At 43.8% G+C, this 22,314-nt stretch carries 13 protein-coding genes; all 13 read right to left on the reverse strand.

Going from position 1 to position 22,314, the window contains the following annotated elements; all coding sequences use genetic code 11:
• Nucleotides 1-110: 110 nt before the first annotated feature.
• The 13 genes from AB5706_RS01130 to AB5706_RS01190 all read right to left on the reverse strand — a co-directional run bounded on the left by AB5706_RS01130 (nucleotide 111) and on the right by AB5706_RS01190 (nucleotide 22,175).
• Nucleotides 111-2,954, reverse strand: a complete 2,844-nt coding sequence (locus AB5706_RS01130; protein ID WP_173769695.1) for a GH36-type glycosyl hydrolase domain-containing protein — start codon at nucleotides 2,952-2,954, stop codon at nucleotides 111-113.
• A 50-nt stretch (nucleotides 2,955-3,004) separates the two neighbouring features.
• Nucleotides 3,005-5,422, reverse strand: a complete 2,418-nt coding sequence (locus AB5706_RS01135; protein WP_173769694.1) for a glycoside hydrolase family 94 protein — start codon at nucleotides 5,420-5,422, stop codon at nucleotides 3,005-3,007.
• A gap of 155 nt (nucleotides 5,423-5,577) precedes the next feature.
• Complete coding sequence (gene rplA, locus AB5706_RS01140) at nucleotides 5,578-6,270, reverse strand: 50S ribosomal protein L1 (RefSeq protein ID WP_118577943.1); 693 nt, start codon at nucleotides 6,268-6,270, stop codon at nucleotides 5,578-5,580.
• Between the two features lie 56 nt (nucleotides 6,271-6,326).
• Nucleotides 6,327-6,752 (reverse strand): 50S ribosomal protein L11, encoded by a 426-nt coding sequence (gene rplK, locus AB5706_RS01145; protein WP_117852954.1) that lies wholly within the window; start codon nucleotides 6,750-6,752, stop codon nucleotides 6,327-6,329.
• 68 nt (nucleotides 6,753-6,820) lie between these two features.
• Nucleotides 6,821-7,336, reverse strand: a complete 516-nt coding sequence (gene nusG / locus AB5706_RS01150) for a transcription termination/antitermination protein NusG (RefSeq protein WP_173718537.1) — start codon at nucleotides 7,334-7,336, stop codon at nucleotides 6,821-6,823.
• 16 nt (nucleotides 7,337-7,352) lie between these two features.
• Nucleotides 7,353-7,577, reverse strand: coding sequence for a preprotein translocase subunit SecE (gene secE, locus AB5706_RS01155; protein WP_173718538.1), 225 nt, complete (start codon nucleotides 7,575-7,577; stop codon nucleotides 7,353-7,355).
• Between the two features lie 25 nt (nucleotides 7,578-7,602).
• The gene (rpmG, locus tag AB5706_RS01160) at nucleotides 7,603-7,752 is read right to left on the reverse strand and encodes a 50S ribosomal protein L33 (RefSeq protein WP_117853039.1); all 150 of its coding nucleotides are present in this window, start codon (nucleotides 7,750-7,752) and stop codon (nucleotides 7,603-7,605) included.
• A gap of 222 nt (nucleotides 7,753-7,974) precedes the next feature.
• Nucleotides 7,975-8,610 (reverse strand): 4'-phosphopantetheinyl transferase family protein, encoded by a 636-nt coding sequence (locus AB5706_RS01165; protein ID WP_173718539.1) that lies wholly within the window; start codon nucleotides 8,608-8,610, stop codon nucleotides 7,975-7,977.
• Between the two features lie 228 nt (nucleotides 8,611-8,838).
• Nucleotides 8,839-9,141: an STAS domain-containing protein gene (locus tag AB5706_RS01170; protein WP_118577945.1), complete on the reverse strand. Its 303-nt coding sequence runs from the start codon at nucleotides 9,139-9,141 to the stop codon at nucleotides 8,839-8,841.
• 28 nt (nucleotides 9,142-9,169) lie between these two features.
• A complete protein-coding gene (locus AB5706_RS01175) occupies nucleotides 9,170-18,160 on the reverse strand; it encodes an amino acid adenylation domain-containing protein (RefSeq protein ID WP_368365667.1) in 8,991 nt (2,996 codons plus the stop codon).
• 12 nt (nucleotides 18,161-18,172) lie between these two features.
• Nucleotides 18,173-19,918 carry an MATE family efflux transporter gene (locus AB5706_RS01180; RefSeq protein WP_226837787.1) on the reverse strand — a complete coding sequence of 582 codons (1,746 nt, stop codon included), beginning with the start codon at nucleotides 19,916-19,918 and terminating at the stop codon, nucleotides 18,173-18,175.
• 302 nt (nucleotides 19,919-20,220) lie between these two features.
• Nucleotides 20,221-21,207, reverse strand: a complete 987-nt coding sequence (locus AB5706_RS01185) for an ABC transporter ATP-binding protein (protein ID WP_148463505.1) — start codon at nucleotides 21,205-21,207, stop codon at nucleotides 20,221-20,223.
• On the reverse strand, nucleotides 21,204-22,175 hold the full coding sequence (locus AB5706_RS01190; RefSeq protein ID WP_173717009.1) for an ABC transporter ATP-binding protein: 972 nt from the start codon (nucleotides 22,173-22,175) through the stop codon (nucleotides 21,204-21,206). The genes AB5706_RS01185 and AB5706_RS01190 overlap by 4 nt, the downstream gene beginning before the upstream one ends.
• Nucleotides 22,176-22,314 lie beyond the last annotated feature (139 nt).

The raw sequence follows: 22,314 nt of genomic DNA on the forward strand, positions 1-22,314 counted from the left end.
CAATGCATAATTCTCCGCCTTACATAAAAAGACCGGATATTCAGGAATAACCTTTATTTATGCATTGTTATTCCTGAATATCTGGTCATTTTTCTAATTCTTTATCCAGATTAGTTCAAAATAATATTAATTTCATGTACTTTTTCCAAAGTCAGTTTTTCTATTTCAGAGCGCTTCAGGCGAGCCTGCCTGCCGCCTTCTGCCGACAGCAAAGTACCATCACAAAAGGCTTCTTTTATCTGCACTTTATTCCATTCTTTTTTCTCCCTGTTAAAAATATGAATGGAAAATTTCCTTCCGGCAAATTCTATTTTCAAGGAAGCTTTTCCTTCCTGATCGTACTGCTCAGGCATAAGTGCAGGTGCTATCACCATATCGCCCAGCTGGCCTTTTACTCCAAAAACTTCTGTTATCATGGTCAGCATATACCAGCTTGCAGCTCCGGTCAGATATGCGTATAAGCCTCTTCCCTGATTATCGAAATATTCCGGGATTCCCGGGTACATTTTGCTGCGTTCAAAATCCATTGCAGTATCAAGCAGAGTCTGAAGAACTTTGTATCCTTCTTTGGCGTGACCGGTTTTGTACAATGCATTGGCATACATAACTGCCATATGGGAAAAGACGGCACCATTTTCCTTTTCTCCATATGCAAATCCAAACATTCTTCCCAGGTCAAATTTTTCCTCTTTGAAATCTGTATTCAGGCGGTAGCCGCCGGCTTTCCTGTCATACAGATATGCATCTGCACTCCTGCAGATTGCCTGTATCTGTTCCTCTGTAGCGGTACCACTCATGACAGCAAATACCTGTCCGGTAAGCATCATTCGGGTGTTACACTCTGCACCAGCTTTATTGTCGGTTTCATCTGAAACCGCGCTATATTCTACTTTTCTTCCATGATTATCATAATATCCATTAAACCAGCCTTTATCCCCATCCTGGATCCATTCATTTTTCCGAATATTTTCCACGAGCCAGTCTGCTTTTTCTTCCAGATTGCTGCATACCATTTTCAGAGAAAGCACTACTTTATTTCCACTGAGATTATGGGCACTCAAATCAGTATATTGCTTCAAAACCTTCTGTTTTTTCTCAGGGTTTTCATATAACTGTTTTCCACAGGCAAACAGACATTCCATTTCTTCTGCAAGCTCAATCCTGTTAATTCCCTGAACACTCTCTATTTCTCTAAGCACATAAGCGATATCCTTCAAATTTCCGGCATAAGCACAGGTAAAGGCCACACTCTCACCTTTTTCCCAGGCCATGTCTAAGGCATCATTCCAGTCTGCTCCATGCAGACACATTTCATTATGATCTCCCACATCAAAAAATGCGCACAGATTTTGAAGAAGAATATGTTCCAGAACAGTTCCATGATATATTTCATTAGCATCTGTTTTCTGTAAATTACCATAACTGCTGTTCCATTCTTCATCATGAGCTGTTCCGCGTTTTGACTGAAGATCCTTAAAATATGGAATCTTCTCAAATAAAACATCAAGATCCCCGGTCTGATCCAAATAAAGCTTCGTAGTTACAAACGGCCAAAAGCTATGATCCATCCATACACGGGTAATATTATTCCTGTCTGCAATAAATTCTCCCTGACCACTTCCTATAATTGTGGCATTTGTTCCATCAATACGAACACCTCCATAATTATCAATGATCATCTGTCTTACCTCAGATGGCTCCATGATCAACAAGGCAAGGCAATCCTGCCATAAATCGCGCCAGCCGCGTCCCCCTTTTCCATAATCATGATAGGGGAGAAAAGAACATCCATAAATTCTTCTGAGGATTGGCTGGAAACAGATCCATTTCAGATAATTATCCGCATCTTCGCTTCCAGTTTCAAACGCTACATTAACCTTCCGAATCCAGTGTTCTTTTACTTCTTCCAGCATATTCCGTACCTGGGAGCGGGTCCTGCAGCCAGAAGTCAACGACTCTATCCATTTAGAAGCTTTTGCCGGATCTATTGCCTTTTTATCTGTATTCTCCTTTCTTGGGAACTGCTGCTCACCGGCATCTGCAATCCCACATAGTAAAATATAACCAGCTGTTTCCCTTGGTTTCAGTGTTTTCCGGCTGAATCGGATGCCTCCAACAGCCTCTTTTCCCTGAAGTTCTGTTCCAGAGGGTTTTCCGGGCTTATTAATTCTTACTGCCTCTGGATTCAGAAAGGTTCCGCCTTCTCCTATAAACTCCTCCACCGTAGGATAAAATGACTCCGGCTTCTCTCCGTTTTCATCTGAACCGTATACAAAATATGTAGTATTATTTTTCTGATGTCCCCGCTCGTCAAAGGACAAAACCGGGGTTACTTCCACACCATAATCGGTGGTCCGAATTCGGTGGAGAAGGGAGGTAACATGGCGGTGATCTCGAAGATTATCTGCACTTCTTCCATATACTGGAATTGCACCTGTTGGCACAATTTCCACTTTTTTTTCGGAAATATTTGTGATTTCCACATATTCTACTTCCATGTCCCCAGAAATTGTAACAAAAGATGTTACTTCTGCCTGAAGACCATATTTTTGTGATTTTCGGGAAATCTTCTGCCACATAAAACCAGCTTCCAGTGTGCTTTCGTCCTGCTTATCTGTAAATTTCTGAAATTCCTGTTCTGCAGAATTTCCACAGACAGACCAACAGCCAAGAAGCTTCGGATCTGCTCCAGACAGAGCAGTATCACCTGCTTCTGTGTTTTTATATACCTGACACCAGAAATTTCTGGTATTTCGGTTATTATGCAGGTTTTCAATACTTACAGGCTCAAGAAGGAAATGATTCTGATCTGTTTTGCTGTCACCTCCCAGATTAGGGGTGATACTGGATTTCAGTCCTTTTTCTCCCGCCAGAGGCAGATACAGACCGCTATAATTTTCCGGATCATGTATAATAAAGCTTCCGTTTTTATCCTGAAATTCTATATGTTTCATCAATGTTTCTCGCTTTCTGCCTGCGTCCACCCACCAGGCCTACTAAATTTTTATGACAGATACAATTCAACCTCAGTTTCAGCAGTCAGCTTATCCTGTGGGATATAATTATCTTTTAACTCTTCACCGTTTACAGTAAGTTTCTTAAATCCACTCTCTGCATGTCCCGGATTTTGCACTTTAATGTGCAGGTGACAGCCGCGGAAATCTTTTTCGACTTCAAATCCATCCCATTCCTTCGGTATGGACGGTGCGATACGAAGACCATAGAAATCAGGACGCATTCCAAGAATACCTTCCACACATCCTACCATAACAGTAGACGCAGTTCCAGTAAGCCAGTGTACATGAGAACGGCCAAAATTCGGACTTGCTTTCCCCTCTGTAAACTGACCATAGCAATATGGCTCAAGTCTGCGGATCTCCGCCTTATCATTCTGTGCAGCCGGAGCATTTTCCATAAAGTAGCCAAATGCTCTTTCTCCATGTCCCATTAATGCTTCTGCCAGAATGATCCATCCCTGTGACTGAGAAAAAATCCCTGCATTTTCTTTTGTTCCTGCATTATAAATTACAGCCAGTGCACCGTCAAAAGCATGTGCGTGGTATGGGGGATCCATGAGAATAGCACCATACTCTGTATTCAGTCTTTCATAAACCTGCTCAAGTGCCAGTTCTGACTGCTCCTTTGTTGCAAGCCCACTGATCACAGCCCAGCTTTGGGGATTCAGCCACATATTTGCTTCCGGATCTGTACGCTGTCCGATTATTTCTCCTGCTTCTGTAAAACCGCGGATAAACCGGTCTTCATTCCAGCAAAGCTTTTCAATCAGTTCCCCAAGCTTTTCCTGGCTTTTTTCCAGATATGAGATATATTCTTCATCTTTTTCGTAAGCCGCAAACTCCTTCAAAATGGTCATTGCATAATAAAACTGCAAAGCTACAAAAGTAGATTCTCCATCTTTTCCAAGCCTCAGGCAGTCGTTCCAATCTGCATAAAGTCCCGCCGGCATTCCATGTTTTCCAAGATGTTCCATCGAGAACTGGATCGCACGTTTCAGATGCTCATATACTGTTCCTTCATCTTTATTGGCAAATGGGATTACCTCATCAATAAAATCTACATTTCCTGTCTCTGACACATACTTATATACAGTTGGAAAAAGCCATAGAGCATCGTCAGCACGATATGCCGGATGCCCTGTTTCCTGTACATAAGAAGCATCGTCCGGCGTATCCTCATGTCCTGGATTGTGGGTGAATTTAACAAGAGGCAGACCACCACCATTATCTACCTGGGCAGACAACATGAAACGGATCTTATCCGCTGCCATTTCAGGTGCCAGATGGATCACGCCCTGAATATCCTGCACAGTGTCGCGGTATCCATATCCATTGCGCAGACCGCAGTAAGTAAAGGATGCTGCTCTGGACCAGATAAAAGTCATAAAACAGTTGTAAGCGTTCCATGTGTTGATCATGGTATTAAATTCATTACTTGGAGTTTTTATCTGAAAATGTGAAAGCTGTCCATGCCAGTAACTGATCAGTTCTTCCAGTTCCCTTTCGCAAACCTGCTGGCAATTTTGGTCATAACGCGCAACAATCGCTTCTGCCTCGTCATTCTTTTTCATACCTACAAGAAAAGCCATCTCTTTCTTTTCTCCCGGGGCAAGCTTTAACACTGCTGTCAATGCACCACAGCTGTTTTCATTATAATTTCCCTCACAATTAAGCTTGCCGTCAATTACTCCTACCGGGTTTCCATAACCGTGATATCTCCCCAGAAATGCTTCTTTTTCACCGCACCAGGAATCCACTGGCACGCCGGCCAGACCCAGGAACCGATTTGTCACATCTTTGTTATCTACCTTTTCCCCTTCATCAAGACGATCCAGATTTGCATGGATCATCTGGCGTACACGGTTTCCTCTGAAAACAGTTTTGGTAATATACTGGGAATACTGCAGATTTACCTGATCCTGCTCATAGTTGCTGTTGTTGGTAAATTCCGCATATCCGGTTACATTAATTTCTCTTTCCTTATCAGAACAGTTCTCCACACAAAGGCTCCACACCTCATAAGACTGTCCCAGGGGTACATAATACCTAACCTCAGAATGAATACCGCTGTAATCTGCCATCATCCTGGTATAAGCAGTACCGTGGTGACATTCACTTTTATATTTTTCAAGATCCTTTCCTACAGGCTGCCATGACGCTGACCAAAAATCTTTCGTTTCATTGTCCCTCAGATAAATATATCTTCCCGGCTCGTCAAACTGATTAAAAACATAACGTAAAATTCTTCCGTTAGCCCCAGACTTTACAAAGCTGTATCCGCCTGCATTATTGGACACAATGGCACCATACTCAGGATCTCCCAGATAGTTTACCCAAGGCGCTGGTGTATCTGGTCTGGTAATCACATATTCTCGTTTCTTATCATCAAAATATCCATATTTCATCCCTGCACACTCCTCCTGGTCTTTATATTGACCCGATTTTCCCATATGATATCTCATATGATAAAAAACATATACCAAAACTCACTATAAAATATCAAAATTATGACATGAAAAAAAGCACCCACCTCGCGGTGAGTGCTCTTCATTTTCATCTATTAAGCTAACTTGATCGGGTTGATCTTCACTCCAGGACCCATTGTCGGAGCAATAACAACGCTCTTTAAATACTGTCCTTTCAGTGTGCTAGGTCTAGCCTTTACAATAGCTCCAATCAGCGTCTGGAAGTTGTCGCTTAACTGCTCCTCAGTAAAGGAAGCTTTACCGATCGGCACATGGATAATGTTTGATTTGTCAAGACGATACTCAATCTTACCAGCTTTGATATCATTGATAGCCTTTGTAACATCCATAGTTACAGTACCAGCCTTCGGGTTAGGCATTAAACCTTTCGGTCCAAGTACACGACCAAGACGTCCAACAACACCCATCATATCTGGAGTTGCAACAACAACGTCGAAGTCAAGCCATCCTTCATTCTGGATCTTCGGAATAAGGTCCTCAGCGCCTACGAAATCAGCACCTGCAGCCTTAGCTTCCTCAGCTTTTGCATCCTTAGCGAATACAAGAACGCGAACAGTTTTACCTGTACCGTGTGGCAGAACTACTGCACCACGGATCTGCTGATCTGCATGACGTCCATCGCAGCCTGTGCGGATATGAACTTCGATAGTCTCGTCAAATTTGGCAACAGCAGCTTTTTTAACTAAGCTGATAGCTTCATTAGTATCGTATAATGTTGCGCGGTCAACTGCCTTAGCAGCCTCCACGTATTTCTTTCCTCGTTTCATTTCTATAACCTCCTGTGGTATTTGCGGGGAAAAGCCCTCCCACTTACTATTTGTGATTAATCAACTACTTCAATTCCCATACTTCTTGCAGTACCAGCAATCATGCTTGCTGCTGCTTCGATGGATGCTGCATTTAAGTCTTTCATCTTAAGCTGAGCGATCTCCTCAACCTGAGCTTTTGTAACTTTAGCAACTTTTGTTTTGTTCGGTACGCCGGAACCGGATTTGATATTTGCAGCTTTCTTAAGAAGAACTGCAGCCGGCGGAGTTTTGGTTATGAAGCTGAAACTTCTATCTGCATAAACAGTGATTACTACAGGAATGATCATACCATCCTGATCTGCTGTTCTCGCATTGAACTCTTTTGTAAACTGAACGATATTTACACCGTGCTGTCCAAGAGCCGGACCTACAGGTGGTGCTGGAGTTGCTTTACCAGCGGGAATCTGTAATTTGATATATCCTGTTACTTTCTTTGCCATTTTCGGCACCTCCTATGTGGTATTGGCGGGGGTATGTCCCTCCCACGATATTGTGTTACCTTTGTCTGTTACATTTTCTGAACTTCTGCGAAACTGATTACAACCGGTGTTTCGCGTCCAAACATCTCTACATTGATCGTTACAAGCTGCTTCTGCGGATTGATGGCAGTCACAACACCTGTAGTCTCTTTCCAGGCTCCGCCTGTTACAACAACGGTATCGCCCTCGACGAAATCAACGCGGACAGTCTCATCTTTGATGCCCAGCGGCTTCATTTCTTCTTCTGTGAGCGGTACAGGCTTGGATCCCGGACCAACAAACCCAGTCACTCCACGGGTATTCCGGACAACATACCAGGTATCGTCGTTCATGACCATGTTGATAAGAACATAGCTTGGGAACATTTTTCTCTGGACCTGCTTGGAAACACCATTACGCATCTCCACAACGTCTTCCAGAGGAACCCGTACTTCCAGAATCTGATCCTCAAGATGTCGGTTTTCAATTGTCTTCTCAATGTTGGCCTTTACCTTGTTCTCATAACCGGAATAGGTATGGACAACGTACCATTTTGCTTCTGACATACAATCACCTTTGTCCTTATTTGATTAAAAGATTAATGCATTCCAGAATGCCTGCATCCATCACACTGATGATCACACCGAGAATTACGGTTATGACAATAACAACAACTGACTGTTTCATCAGTGTATCGCGGTCTGTCCAGACAATTTTGTTGAACTCTGCCTTCAGCCCCTGGAACCAGGATTTCTTCGGCTCCTTAGCCTTGGCGGTCTTGCCTGCAGATTTTTCTTTTTCTTGCATAGCCTAACCTCACAATCTAAAGTGACTATTTTGTTTCCTTGTGCATTGTGTGTCTCTGGCAGAACTTACAATATTTCTTGGTTTCCATTCTCTCAGGATGGTTCTTTTTCTCCTTGGTCATATTGTAGTTACGCTGCTTGCACTCTGTACATGCTAATGTAATCCTAACGCGCACAACTTCCACCTCCAGTGTTTTCATTTGCATGGTCTTAAATCAGCCTTTTCGGTGTATCCGCCACCGTTTTTCGGCATAAAAAAAAGACCTAACTTCCATGTCGCTTGTACAGTTTACCACACAGCGGACATATCCGTCAAGTCTTTTGCATATAATTCTTAAGGATTTTTTGACTAAAAATAAGCTCCAATCCATGCTGGATAGCAGCAAAAGGCAGTAGTGTCACAGAAGCTCTGTAAAGCCCTTGGGCGGCAAAGAAAAATCACTTTCCATGCACACTGAGAAAATATAATTCTCAAATTCCATTGTCCTGAAAAAGCCTGGTCTTTTCGGTGATTTTCCCAGAACAAAGCCCTGATCTTTTCGAATGATCTCGAAAGAATCAAGCGGAAGGCTCATCCCCCTGCCTGTCATTTTCATATAACTTTCCTTTAAGGTCCAAAGTGTAAAAAAAGCTTTGCCCGGGTCAGAAGCAGCTTCTATATATTCCCGCTCTGTCGAATGGAAATAATGCTCCGCAATTTCCAGAGGCGCATTGACATTCCGCTCAATGTCGCATCCCACTTCACCATCCGACACTACTCCTACCACATATTCTCCAGCATGGGAGATATTAAAATGGAAATGGTCCGCCAAAGGCTTCCCATTTTCGGAATATTTCAGGCTGCTTTCGGAAAGTCCGTTCCCATTCAGGATCTTTCGGATCATAATTCCTGCTCCCAGACTCCTTTTGCGGTCATCCGGCTGAAGATACCGGATGACCTTCTTTCTTCTCTCTGGTCCAACTTGTTCCAAAAGGCTTTCATTCTGCAAGGGATCCTCAAGAGTATTGATATTGATTCTATATAATTTTATCATTTCTTACTATAAAAGAACCGGATAGTAACCGTGGATTCCCTATGTCTACTCCAGACAGATTACTGTTCACTCTAATCACAGCAATACGCTTCGCCATGCACAGAAATCATGCATTCACATGATTTCGCGCCGCAATTCTCGGGTTTTCTGTGAACTTTGTTTACAAAAACACCTCGCGGAATGTTACCTGTGACCCGCAATACGTTTCGCCATGCACGAATTCAACCTTTATTTTTTCTCAATATTGATCTTCTGGTCAAATCCGGTAAGACTGAAAACATCGTACACTTCATCAGAAACATTTACAATCCGGAAGCCTTCCTTGCCTGCCATCTTCTTATAAGCGGCGATTACCAGACGAAGTCCGGCGGAAGAGATATATTCCAGGTTTGCAAAGTCAAATACCAGGCTGGTTGTACCAGGATCAAGTGCTGACAGCTCCTTTTCCAGCTGCGGTGCAGTCTGGGTGTCAAGCCATCCTGTGATCTCCATAGTTACCTTGCTGCCCTCTGTCTTACTTACAATTTCCATTACAATTTCCTCCTTTAAGTTGCGTAAATCAATCAAAGAATGCAAGTCTGTCAAGTGCCTCAATAGCGCTTTCCAGATATCTGTCATCTGTAACCGGCCATTTGTAATCCAGTCTGTAAAGAACCTGTGCTGTAAACCGGTTGCTGTAATCCAGGGTATAGATCTCATTTTCATTATGAGCCGTATACGCGATCAGTCCGGAAACAACATCCGAATCATCACTGTTCTTTGCAAATTCTTTTACTGCAGCCTCAAACTCTTCATCACTTACAATGTCAATGTCAAATCCATGGCTCCGCATTGCATAGATCAGATCCGCCATATAGATATGATGGCTGTTGCAGGCGTGGAATACGGTAAATCTCCGGTCTGTCTGCACCAGTTTCAACACTGCAAGTGCAGTAGAATCAATTGGTGAAAATTCTGTAACTTCGTGCATAGCCCCAATTGGGAATTTACCAACTGCCTCATATCCTCTCAGGCTTCGCAGGAATCCGTTTGTAATAAAGTTGATCTGGAATTCACCATCTGAATTTCGGCTCATCAGATTTCCTACACGGATAACCTTTCCGTCAAGCCCACTGGAAACAGCTTCCAGTACAGCTCTCTCTGCAAGGAATTTTGTGCGGATATATTCATTTGTGATGTTCTGTCCAATATACAGATCGTTTTCATTAAAGACTCTGGACATTGGCGGAACACCATCGGAACCTTCTCCGGCAACAGAAACAGTAGAAATCTGGATCAGTCTGCGTCCACTATTTTTACAGAATTCAATCAGATTTTCCACTCCGTGTACATTTATCTTCTCCAGTACATCACCAGCTGCAAAATGCTTTACGCAGGCTGCGCAGTTAATAATGGTGTTAAATTTGTAATCTGCAAATTTCTCCACCTGTTCTTTCGAGGTAATATCGCCGTCCACACAGATAATACGCTCTCCAAACAGTTCCTGGCATGGATTATCGAAGTAATACATCAACATATGCATCATTCGTTTCTCCATGGACTCATATTTTCCCTTACGTACCAGGCAGTAAACCTTGCCGTCATAATTATCCAGATAGGACTTCAGAACATGAATTCCCAGGAAGCCAGTTGCACCTGTGATCATGATATCACCAATTTCTTCCTTTGTCACCTGGTTTACGTTTTCTTCCACATTTCCGCTGATCACGCTCTGGATCCGGTTATAGTTATAGCTGGAGAATTCATTCTCGCTCTGCGGATTTTCAAATGCTTCACTGTTATCCACGATTGCAGAAAGCTCACGGATGGTCGGATATTTGAAAATGTCTGCATATACAATGGAAATATTCTTGGAAAGGCACATAACAGCAACTTTTGATGCAGTAAGTGAGGAGCCTCCAAGTTCGAAGAAGTTATCCTCAATTCCTACTTTTTCAATGCCAAGTGCTTTTTCAAATATCTCGCAAAGTTTAATCTGGACAGCGGTAACAGGCTCCACATAGGCTGTGCTTGCTGTGGTGGTTACTTCTGGTACCGGAAGCGCCTTTTTGTCGATCTTTCCGCCAGGAGTCACCGGCATTTTCTCAAGATGGACAAAGAAGGATGGCATCATGTAATCCGGAATCAGCGGGTTCAGGAACAGTTTCAGCTCATCTTCCGGAATGATTTCACCAGTATAATAAGCTGTGATATATTTGTTTCCGCCTTTTTCGATCACTATAACAGCAGCATTCTTCACCTTATCGTGCTTCAGAAGAGCTCCTTCGATCTCACCAAGTTCAATACGATATCCTCTTATCTTTACCTGGGAATCGATTCTTCCGATATATTCAATATTTCCGTCCCCCTTCATACGGACCATATCACCGGTTCTGTAAAGACGTTTGTCCTCGTCACATACGGAGAACGGATTTTCCACAAATACGGAAGCCGTCTTCTCAGGAAGATTGTGATATCCTCTTGCAATCTGACGTCCGGCATGGCAAAGCTCACCAGAAGCGCCTACCGGAAGCCGTTTCATATTTTCGTCCACAATGTAGCTGCGGATATTCCGCTGTGACTTACCGATCGGGATGTTGTCGTACTGTTTGTCAACCCAGAACTCTGTGGAGGAAACAGTATTCTCCGTTGGACCGTAGCCATTGATCATCTGGTAAGTTCTATCCCGGTAATATTTGAACTTCTCACCACCCAGGGTGACAAATTTCAGGCTCGGAGCATCGTCAAGAAGCTCTGCAACCAACTCGCCCATCTGAGTTGGGAAGGTAGCTGTGGTAATTTTTTCTTCTTTTATGAATTTTCCAACAGCAACCGCATCTTTTCGTATGCTCTCTGGCAAAATGTACAGTACTGCGCCTGCAGTAAGCGGAGCAAACAGGTCGATCACGGATGCATCGAAGCAGAAGCTTGCAAACTCTGCCACAATATCATCTGGTGTCAGTTTTCTTGTCATAAGGATATACTCGATCAGGTTCAGCAGGTTCCGCTGTTCAAGCATAACACCTTTTGGTTTTCCGGTGGAACCGGATGTGTAGATCATATAAGCCAGGTTCTCTGGTTTCGGAGCTGTGAGCTCTACAGAAAGTGCAAAGTCTTTGGATTCTGCTGCCACGTCATCCAGGCTGATCACATTCTGGTCGTAGAAGCCTACCAGACTGCGGTAACGGTCTATTACAAGCAGGTTTTCTGCCTCGGAATCCTTCAGCATGTACTCAATTCTGCTCTGCGGATATTCCGGATCCAATGGAACATACGCACCGCCGGCTTTCATAACACCGATATAAGCTACGGCATATTCCTTTGTTCTTCCGCACAGAATACCTGCAACCTTTTCCCTGCCAAAGCCATTTTCCGTAAGCTTCTGGGCAACATAATCTGACATATGATCCAGTTCTTTATAGGTAAGCTCGCCCATCCCATCTCTTACCGCCGGTCTGTCCGGATATTTAGCCACTGCTTCTTTAAACAGGTCTACAAAGGTCTTTCCGGCATGGGAAGGATCATCTTCCATTTTGGTCTCTTCCTCAAACATCAGTCTGATGTCTGACGGCTCGTATTCTCTCAGGATTCCATCTGCCGTTGTTTCCAGGTTATCTGCAAGGTATTTGATGGTTTCCTCGTTGTACATGTCGCCTCTGTACTCAATCTCAAAAACAAACTTATTTCTCTCAATTGAAATACTGATGGAAACAGGTGCCTTTGCCGCATTCAGCTGAACAGGTTCTTCCTGCGCATATTCCCCGCCGATATTATCAAAGGCGAAGTTGTCGCCCTGATAGATCACCATGGCATCTGCCTTGATGTTGAACTCATGGCTAATCTGGGAGAACGGATAAATATCGTTGTTCATGGAATTAATCAGCTGCTGCTGGACAGCATTCAGGCAATCCGCAGTGCTTCCTGAGAAATCACAGTAAACGGGAAGAGTCTTTACCAGCATACCCACGGTATCGGAAAGTCTGGAATCGTTTCTGCCGTGGTAAATAGTGGTAAATACCGCATCCTTCCTGAAATTGTATTTTCCAAGAGTAATACCAAAAGCAGAGATAAAGAATACATTCTCTGTAATTCCGTGCTTCTTACAGAATGCCTTCACGTCCTGTACGGAGAACTCACTGGTCTCACGATGATACATCTCTGCGGTTGGAGCTGCTCCGCTCTTGTCTGGATAGAAGTTGATGCTTCCGCCCGCATTTTCAAAAACGGATTTATAGTAGTTCTCTGCATTCTTATAAGCATCACTTGCCAGAGCATCCCTGTTATCAAGGGCCAGATCATAGGAAGTATACTCTTCCACTTCCAGCTTTTCTCCGCTGTAAGCCCTGTTAATGTCGTTCAGGATAATGCCCAGGGAGGTACCATCTGCAACAATATGATGAATGTCAAGGAACAGATAATTTCCATCACAGGTTCTGTGAATCTCAAAGCGGAAAAGCTGTTCATTAAACAGCATGTACGGACGAACCAGAGTTTCCCGGTTCATTCCATTTATAATCTGCGTCTTATAAGTGAAAGCATCATTACGTTTCTGAAGGACTTCTCCTTCGTCGCTCATAAAGAGACGGGTTTTCAGGTAAGGATGAGCTGCAACGGTGCTGTCAATTGCTTCTGCCAGCTTATCCAGGTCAACCTTTTTGTCAAGCTTCAGAAGATATGGAATGTTGTAAATGGTGGATCCCATATTGGCTGTACACTCGATGAAAATTCCCTCCTGAGTATTGGTGAGAGGATAATTTTCCTGGATTTCCCTCTTGGTTTCTTTTCCGGCAGTCTTCACAAAGCTCTCTAACATCTGAATGGTTGGGTGATCCTTGATGTCAGATGTTTTTATCACAATGTCAAAAGCTTTGGAAATAAGGATATTCAGCTTAATAGCAGTGATAGAGGTCAGTCCTGCCTCGTAAATATCTGTGGTAATGCCGAATTCGGTATAGCCAAGAACCTCAGCAATACAGTCAAACAGCTTCTGCTGAGTCTCATTCTCCGGTTTCACGATTTCTTCCACTTTTCGCTCTGGCAGTGGAAGGGCTTTTTTGTTTACCTTCTGATTCTGGTTCAGCGGAATCTTGTCGATCTGCATGGTAACTGCCGGAACCATGTATGGAGGCTTGGTTTCTTTGATGAAATCATTTAACTTATTTATGTCAACCTGACCGTCAGATACTACATAAGCTGCAATATATTTTCCGCCGCCATTTGGATCGTCAAAAGCCACTACGGTTGCATCCTTTATGCCTTCGTATCTTCTTATGACCTCCTCAACCTCGGAAAGCTCAATTCTAAAGCCTCTGACCTTAACCTGGGAGTCTTTTCTTCCAATGATCTGGATGTTTCCATCCGGAAGATATCTGGCAACATCACCGGAATGATACAGGACTTCATAACCTTCTGCATCGTCATAAATATTCTTCGTATAAACTTCCGAAGTTTTCTCCGGTTTATTCAGATAGCCTCTGGAAACCTGCCATCCGGAGATCATCAGTTCACCGCAGGCACCGTATGGAAGCAGATGACCAAACTTATCGGCTATATAAAGCTTGAAATTATCAAGCGCTTTTCCGATTGGAATATTTGAATAATATTTATCCACTTCAAATACAGTTGTAAAAATTGTGCACTCTGTAGGACCATACGCATTAAAGAATTTATAATCCTTCGGCGGTTCCATAGGAACAAGCTTCTCTCCACCTATGGAAAGATATTGCAGACTCTCGCAGCTCATTTCCATCGCAAACTGTCTTCCCACCTGTGTAGTCATAAAGGAATGGGTAACGCCATTCTCTTCAAAATAACGCTGAAGTGCAATAAAATCAAGACGGATTTCTTCCGGAATAATGTGAAGCTCTGCACCGTTTGCAATTGCACCGTAAATATCCATCATGGAAGCATCAAATCCAAAGGACGCATAAGCTGCTATTTTGGAGCTGTGATCTACCTGGTAATACTTTTTGTACCAGTGGCAGAATGCAGTGATATTTCCATATTCCAGCATACAGCCTTTCGGCACGCCGGTGGAGCCGGAAGTGTACAGTAAAATAAACAGATCATGAAGCTCTGGCTTCTTAAGTTCCACATCACGCTCTTCCAGCTGTGGGATCTCATCTGTAAATAAAACAGGTCCCTGATAGCCGTCTACCAGCGGCAGAAGCTCTCTGTCTGCGATCAAAAGCTTAGCAGCAGAATCCTCCAGCATGTACATCAGGCGGTCTTTCGGGTAAGTAGGGTCAAGAGGCTGGTATGCCGCACCGGCTTTGATCACGCCCATTGGTGCGATGGCCATGTATTCGCAGCGGGGGATCAGAATGGAGACTACATCCTCCCTGCCGATTCCCTGGGATGCAATATATTTTCCAAGTCTGTTGCTGAGCTCGTCCAGTTCTTTGTATGTATATTTCCGGTCTTTAAATACCACTGCGGTGTGGTCTGGAATGGTCTCTGCCAATTCAGCGAACATGTCAGAAATGGTTTTGCTTCTGTCAAATTCGTTTTCTGTATGATTGAATTCTGCGATCTTGTTTACCCCACTCTGAGAGATCACAGAGATTTCAGAAACATATTTTGTTTTCAGCATGGAGCTCATGGCAGCTTCATAGGAATCCAGGATTCCGTCAATAAAGGCCTGGCTATACATGTCGCTGCGGTATTCTGCTGTAAGCACATAAGTGTGGTTGTACTCTCTTACCTGGATCAGCAGAGGCATTTTGGCCATATCCAGGGAAAGGTCGTGGCCTCTGGCAATGGTGTCTCCAATTGGATAATCGTCGCTTAACTCTGCCTGGTACGCAAAGGTAAGATCCGAATTCAGCCCGTATTTTGCACAAATATCGGAAAATGGGAAAATATCGTTTGCCATGGAGGACAGCATCTGCTCGGAAAGCTCTGCCATATACGCCTGTACGGTGGTCTTCGGGTCGAATTTGCAATAAACAGGAAGGGTTTTTACCAGCATGCAGACTGTGTTTTCAAGCCTGGAATCGTTTCGTCCATTATAAATAGTAGAAAACAGACTGTCCTCTGCATTGGAGTATTTTGCCATAAGGATGCCGAACAGACCTGTAAATAAAATATTCGGGGTAACACCCAGCTTCTCGCAATAGGAAAGAATGGCCTCTTCTTTCAGGCCCATGGTCTTCTCCAGATAACCTTTTTCAGGAGCTTTTCCATTCAGGTCTGGCATAGGGAGGGATTCCGTTTCAATTCCTTCAAAAATACTGTCATAATATTTCTCAGCTTTTTTGTATTTGCCCTCTTTCATCTGCTGTTCTTCGTCAAGGGCCGCATCAAATCCGGTATAGGACTCTTTTTCCAGTTTTTCACCCATATAGGCCTTATTGATATCTTCAAAAATGATATCATAGGAGTTGCCGTCAGCAATAATATGGTGGAAATCAGTAAAGAGGTATTTCTTATCTTCTGTCATATAAATTGCCACACGAAGGAGACGTCCTTTTTCCAGCTTAAACGGACGTACAAGGCTTTCCTTCTGGCTGGCAAATTTCTCATTTGTGGTCTCGATTACTTCCGGCACAAATGTCTCATTTCCAGGGCGCTGTACCATCTCCCCATTATCGTCAAGATATACCTGTGTGAGCAGGTAGGAATGGGCGCTTACCATTCTGGCAATTGCATCGGATAATTTCCGGGTATCCACTGTTGGATCCAGTTCAAAAAGGAAGGGGATATTGTATACGGTACTCTCAGGATTTTTGCTGCATTCTGCAAAAATACCCTTCTGGGAACCAGTAAGAGGATAAACCTCTCTCTTTTCGTAGGTTCTGAGCTTCGGCGCCAGCATGACATATTTTTCCAGCTTCTCCACGGTATTGTTTTCGTGGATATCGCTTGTTTTTACGGTAACACCAAATTCCTCTGAGATCAGAACACAGAGCTTCATTGCACTGATGGAGGAAAGGCCGGCCTTATAAAAACTGGTGTCAATTCCGAAGAAGTCGTTTTCTACTACTTTTGCCACAATGTCAAAAATCTTCTTCTGCATTGGATTTTCCGGCTCTTTCAGGTTTCTGGGCTGCGCCACAGGCTTGGGCAATGCTTTTTTGTCAATTTTGCCATTCTGTGTTAAAGGCATTTTTTCCAGCTGGATGAAAACATCCGGAACCATGTAATGAGCCAGAGATTCTGACGCATAAGCGGTAAGCGCTTCAACATTGATCTGGCGGTCTGCCATAAAGTAGCAGCAAAGATATTTATTATCCACCGGTACTGTAATACTGGTGATGATTCCTTCGAAGCTGTTAACAACCTCCTCGATCTCACCAAGCTCGATTCTGAGACCGCGAAGCTTGATCTGATTGTCAATTCTTCCGAAAAATTCGATCTCGCCATCTGGAGTGATCTTTGCAAGATCGCCTGTTTTATAGGCTCTTTCTCCGTTGAGAGTGATGAAAACTTCTGCTGTTTTCTCCGGCAGATTGATGTAGCCACGACCTACTCCAAGACCTGCAATTACAAGCTCTCCGGTCTCTCCGTCCGGAAGGATCCTGTTCTCTTTGTCAACCACATAAACCTGAACATTGCCGTTTGGCTTTCCGATGGTAATGTTTTTGCTGTCGGTGATTACCTTCATGGTACAGCTGATGGTAGTCTCGGTTGGTCCATAGCCGTTCATAATATAAGCATCCGGGTTTACTGCGTGAATCTTGTCAAAAAGTGCAGGCGGGAATGCTTCTGCTCCTACGTCAAATACCTTGATCTGGGCAGCTGCTTCCTGAAGCTGGGGCAGATCGATCATATTGGAAAGATAGGTAGGAGTTGTGGTCATAATATCCACTTTATTTTTTACAATTAAATCTCCAAGCATAATGGGATTCAGGATCTCTTCATCGCTTGCGATCACTGCAGTCATTCCATTGGTGAGAGGGAGAAATTCCTCCAGTACCGAAACATCAAATGTCATGGCTGCCATGGAAAGGGAAACGCTTCCCCTGCTTACATAGCCATAGGTTTCCGCATTCTTTGGATTAGGATTTACAAAATTGGCAAGGTTGATATGCTCGATCATAACACCTTTTGGTTTTCCCGTGGAACCAGAGGTGTAAATACAGTAGCAAAGATCATGTTCCTTAATCTGGGTATCCGGGTTCCCGGCATTTGGGTTTTCCAGCAGTTCTTCAAGCAGAAGCACCGTACAGGAAAGCCTGGAAAACAGCTCCTGGCGCTCCTTCTGGATCTCCTTTGTGGTGATAATAAAGGGAACTCCTGCATCTTCAAAAATGAACTGTACACGGTCATCGGGATAATCCGGGGCTGCAACAGCAAATGCACCACCAGCCTTCAAAATACCCTGACGGACTGCGTAAAAGTCACAACAGCGCTCCAGTACCACACCTACGATTTTTTCACAGCCAACGCCTTTTTCAATAAGAGAATTTGCAATTCTGTTTGCCCTTTCGTTCAGCTGTGCGTAGGTAAAGCTTTCCTTGCTGGAAGCTACAGCACATTTGTCAGGATGAAGCCGCACCTGCTCTTCAAACAACTTTGTCACAGGCTGAAATTCAAAAACAAAATTGCTCTTTTCGTTAATGTCAGACATTTCCTGCACCTCCTAAAATGATATTATAGTATTATTCATATCAATTGCGCGGATATAATCCATTGATTTTGAAATCTTTTTCACCAGCTCAATTCCATGGATATCAAACTCCTCATGGTCATAGCTGTATTCCAGCGGATTAAAATTCACTCCGTTGTCTCTTATCCTTAACTGGCAAATGTCATCCTCCAGGGAAAGGTTGATGTCGATCCAGTTGGAAGTTTTTCCACCAAATTTAATGATATTCACAGTCATTTCTTCTGCACACACGGCAGCAAGATTGGCTCTGTTTCCGGATACACCGTTTTCCTTGCAGAACTCCAGGATTTTTCTGTTAACTGCGCCTGCTTCTTCCATGGTGCTCTTGATGGAAAAATCAAGATTGGTTCCGGGATTTTGATCGGGAACAATATAAAAAGTAGAATTTTTGTGTTTGATTTTTCGGAAAATCCAGGCTGCGATCAGAGTTATGATCTCTGTGGCAACGAATGCAGCACCAATTCCATTTGTACCGATTCCATCAATCTGTTTCCAGATAGAAATTCCTATAAATGTTGCAGGAAGAACTGCCACTGCATTTTCAAGGAAGGTAACAAAGCTTGCAATTGCAGTCTCTTCAATAGATTCATAATAGCTTACGGTAAATTTATTCCAGAGATAAGGCACTACACACAGAGCAAAAATACGCAGTGCATGAACCATCTCCCGTCCCAGCTCTCCGCCGCCTCCGAACATGATGGTGATCTGTTCTGTAAACAGCATGATCAGAACGAATATGACTGCCAGCACGATGTAGCTGTATTTCAGCATTTTTTTGCACAGGACACGGATTCCCACATAGTCTTTTTCTCCAAAAAGAATTCCTGCAACATTAGGAATTACACCAAGGATTCCGCCTGTAAGCATTTCCACGATCAGCAAAACATTGTCACAGACCGTAAATACTGCCATTCCGTCTTCCCCGATCTGATTCATAATGATGGTGTTCAGGCCAAGGGCTTTTACAAAATTGGTTGCCATGAAAACAAGCATGGGCACACCTGTAACCACCGCTTCCTTCACGATTCCGAAATCCTTTGCATTCAGCCGCACGAAACTGATATTCCTCTTATCTGAGCGAATATAGAAAAGGAAAACCACCATGGCAAAAAGGAAGCCAAGTACCGTTGATAAGGATGCACCTGTGACTCCAAGTGGTGTAAATCTAAGAAATATGTAATCCAGCACAAGATTTATCACGTTGGCTGCGATCAGATAAACAGACGCAAGCTCCGGATGGTTTTCCACCCCAAGGTAATTTACCATCATCAGACCAATTCCGATTACCGGTGCACCTAACATGCTGATGCGGATATAGTCTCTTGTATAAGTTGTCAAAACTCCGTCTCCAGATACCAGAAATCTGGCAATAGGTCCTGCGGCAGGAAATGCAATGAGTGAAAACAGCAATCCCACCACGAGTGTGACGATGAAAGTGGCTGAAAACAATCTCGAGGCCCCTTCTTTGTCACGTTTACCAAGCATATTTCCTGCGGCTATGGAACCTCCCACACCCAGGCAGTAACCAGTAAGCTGAACTATCGTTTCAACCGGAAGACTCATTGTGACTGCGGACATTGCTTCTACACCAATTAAATTACTTACAAAGATGGTGTCCACAATGTTTCCAAGCTGAAGTGCCAGCGACATCATAATACCTGGAACGATATACTTGTTTAATTTCGCATTCAGCAACCTGTTATTTCTGTTTTCCACCATTCCATCCCCTTTCGAAATTTTGGAGTATTTCTAAACAAAATCAGAATACTCCATATTTATATATAATTTAGCAAAAAATGAAATATTTTTCAATAAAGCAACGAAAATAACGTCAAATTAAACAAAAATAGCTTAAAAAAATACCGGTTTCCCGAAGATATCCCTTTAATGGAATTCTATGGAAACCGGTAGTATCCTTCCTGATATGTAATTATTAGCAGACTCCAGAACATGTTTAAAAAGGCTTTCTACAAGATGTACGTCACAATTTGCAGAGCCTGCAGATTGCAGGAAATAAATTTTCAGGCAAGCTCCAAAGCCCTGTGACAGGCTGCTTTATGCCCCTTTTCCACCTCCTGAAGTACAGGAGCTTCCTGCCTGCAGCGGTCTGTTGCGTAGGGACAGCGAGTGTGGAATTTACATCCTGACGGTGGATTGTAGGCACTTGGCACGTCACCTTCCAGAATGATACGCTGACGTTTCTTCTTCACATCCGGGAGCGGGATTGCGGAAAGAAGAGCTTTTGTATAGGGGTGCATCGGATTGGAATAAAGCTGGGCTTTTTCTGCAACCTCAACCACACTTCCAAGATACATAACTGCGATTCTGTCACTGATATGGCGGACTACGCTCAGGTCATGGGAGATAAACAGGTAGGTCAGATTTTTCTTCTGCTGCATATTTCTCATAAGATTCAGCACCTGCGCACGGACAGATACGTCCAGTGCGGAAACCGCCTCGTCACAGACAACAAATTCCGGATTCAGGATCAGTGCCCTTGCAATTCCGATTCGCTGCCTCTGACCGCCTGAAAACTCGTGAGGAAAACGATTCAGATACTGTTTATCCAGTCCAACCTCCTGAAGGATCTCTTCCACCATTTCCCTGCGTTCTTCCTTCGTCCCCACTTTATAAACCTCAAGAGGGGCACTGATCAGATCATAAACGGTCATTCTGGGATTCAGGGAGCTGTATGGATCCTGGAAAATAATCTGCAGCTTCCGGCGCATTTCCCACATTTTTTTCTTATCATAGGTAAGGATATCTTCCCCATTGTACATAACCTGGCCCTCTGTTGCCGGAATCAGGCGGAGAATAGTTCTTCCCAGAGTGGATTTTCCGCAGCCGGACTCTCCGACCAGGCCCAGTGTCTCACCCTTTCTCACAGAAAGACTTACATGGTCTACTGCTTTTACTACAGATGGATTACGGTTCAGAAGCCCTTTTTTTGCCGTAAAATATTTGGATAAATCCTTTGTTTCCAATAAGATTCCTGTGTTCTCACTCATTCTTTCTCACCCTCGTATCTGAAGCAGCTTACCAGAGAATTTCCAGCATGGTAAACGCCTGGTTTTTCTTTCATGCAGCGGTCTTTTCCGTAAGGACATCGGGGAGCAAATCTGCAGCCTGCAGGCATGGCGTCCGGTGCCGGAACGGTGCCCTCAATGGTATTCAGCAGCTCTACATCCTCATCAAGGCGGGGAATAGAGTTCAAAAGTCCCTGTGTGTAAGGATGCTTCGGTCTTTCAAAAATGTCCTCAATGCTGCCGTATTCTACTGCTTTTCCTGCATAAAGAACAAGCACATCGTCTGCGGTCTCTGCTACTACCCCCATATCATGGGTAATCAGCATAATGGCTGTTCCCATTTTTTCCCTGAGCTCACACATCAGCTCCAGGATCTGTGCCTGGATGGTTACGTCCAGGGCTGTGGTAGGCTCATCTGCAATAAGAAGTCTTGGCTCGCAGGATACTGCCATGGCGATCATCACTCGCTGGCGCATACCGCCAGAAAGCTGATGCGGATATTCCTTCATCCGCTTCTCCGGAGCAGCGATCCCAACTCTTTTCAGAACGTCCACAGCTCTTGTCCAGGCTTCTTTTTTACCGCAGTTCTGGTGGAGCATGATGGGTTCCATCAGCTGGGTTCCAATAGTCAGAGTCGGATTCAGGGCAGTCATTGGATCCTGAAAAATCATGGCAATATCATTTCCACGGATCCTGCACATCTCTTTCTCCGGAAGCCCTATCAGTTCTTTTCCATCCAGTTTGATGCTGCCGCCGGAAATCCGGGCGTTGCTTCCAAGAAGCTGAAGGATAGACATGGATGTGACACTTTTTCCGCATCCGGACTCTCCTACAATTCCGAGGATCCTGCCTTTTTCTACAGAAAAGCTTACACCGTCAACGGCTGTGTTAATGCCTTTTTTTGTCTGAAACTGTACCTGTAAATTCTCTACTGAAAGTAAAGATGCCATAGCTGTACTCCTTTTTCTCTTAATTAACTCACTGTGATTCTTTCACAGCTCCTGAAATCCGCCAGACATGAGAGTCTTTTCTCTCATATTTGGCGGGTTCCAGGATCAAAAGCTTTATCCGCTTTTGTCCTGTTTCCCA

Origin of the sequence: Ruminococcus sp. RTP21484sp1_RTP21277st1_D2_RTP21277_210401, assembly GCF_040924225.1 — a bacterium.
GTDB lineage: Bacteria > Bacillota > Clostridia > Lachnospirales > Lachnospiraceae > Blautia_A > Blautia_A faecis.

What these genes read in the sequence shown, in the direction of transcription:
- rplA (WP_118577943.1), bottom strand. Translation starts at nt 6,270, where the DNA reads ATGAAACGAGGAAAGAAATACGTGGAGGCTGCTAAGGCAGTTGACCGC.
- AB5706_RS01130 (WP_173769695.1), bottom strand. Translation starts at nt 2,954, where the DNA reads ATGAAACATATAGAATTTCAGGATAAAAACGGAAGCTTTATTATACAT.
- AB5706_RS01175 (WP_368365667.1), bottom strand. Translation starts at nt 18,160, where the DNA reads ATGTCTGACATTAACGAAAAGAGCAATTTTGTTTTTGAATTTCAGCCT.
- AB5706_RS01170 (WP_118577945.1), bottom strand. Translation starts at nt 9,141, where the DNA reads ATGGAAATTGTAAGTAAGACAGAGGGCAGCAAGGTAACTATGGAGATC.
- secE (WP_173718538.1), bottom strand. Translation starts at nt 7,577, where the DNA reads ATGCAAGAAAAAGAAAAATCTGCAGGCAAGACCGCCAAGGCTAAGGAG.
- AB5706_RS01165 (WP_173718539.1), bottom strand. Translation starts at nt 8,610, where the DNA reads ATGATAAAATTATATAGAATCAATATCAATACTCTTGAGGATCCCTTG.
- nusG (WP_173718537.1), bottom strand. Translation starts at nt 7,336, where the DNA reads ATGTCAGAAGCAAAATGGTACGTTGTCCATACCTATTCCGGTTATGAG.
- AB5706_RS01180 (WP_226837787.1), bottom strand. Translation starts at nt 19,918, where the DNA reads ATGGTGGAAAACAGAAATAACAGGTTGCTGAATGCGAAATTAAACAAG.
- AB5706_RS01135 (WP_173769694.1), bottom strand. Translation starts at nt 5,422, where the DNA reads ATGAAATATGGATATTTTGATGATAAGAAACGAGAATATGTGATTACC.
- AB5706_RS01185 (WP_148463505.1), bottom strand. Translation starts at nt 21,207, where the DNA reads ATGAGTGAGAACACAGGAATCTTATTGGAAACAAAGGATTTATCCAAA.
- rplK (WP_117852954.1), bottom strand. Translation starts at nt 6,752, where the DNA reads ATGGCAAAGAAAGTAACAGGATATATCAAATTACAGATTCCCGCTGGT.
- AB5706_RS01190 (WP_173717009.1), bottom strand. Translation starts at nt 22,175, where the DNA reads ATGGCATCTTTACTTTCAGTAGAGAATTTACAGGTACAGTTTCAGACA.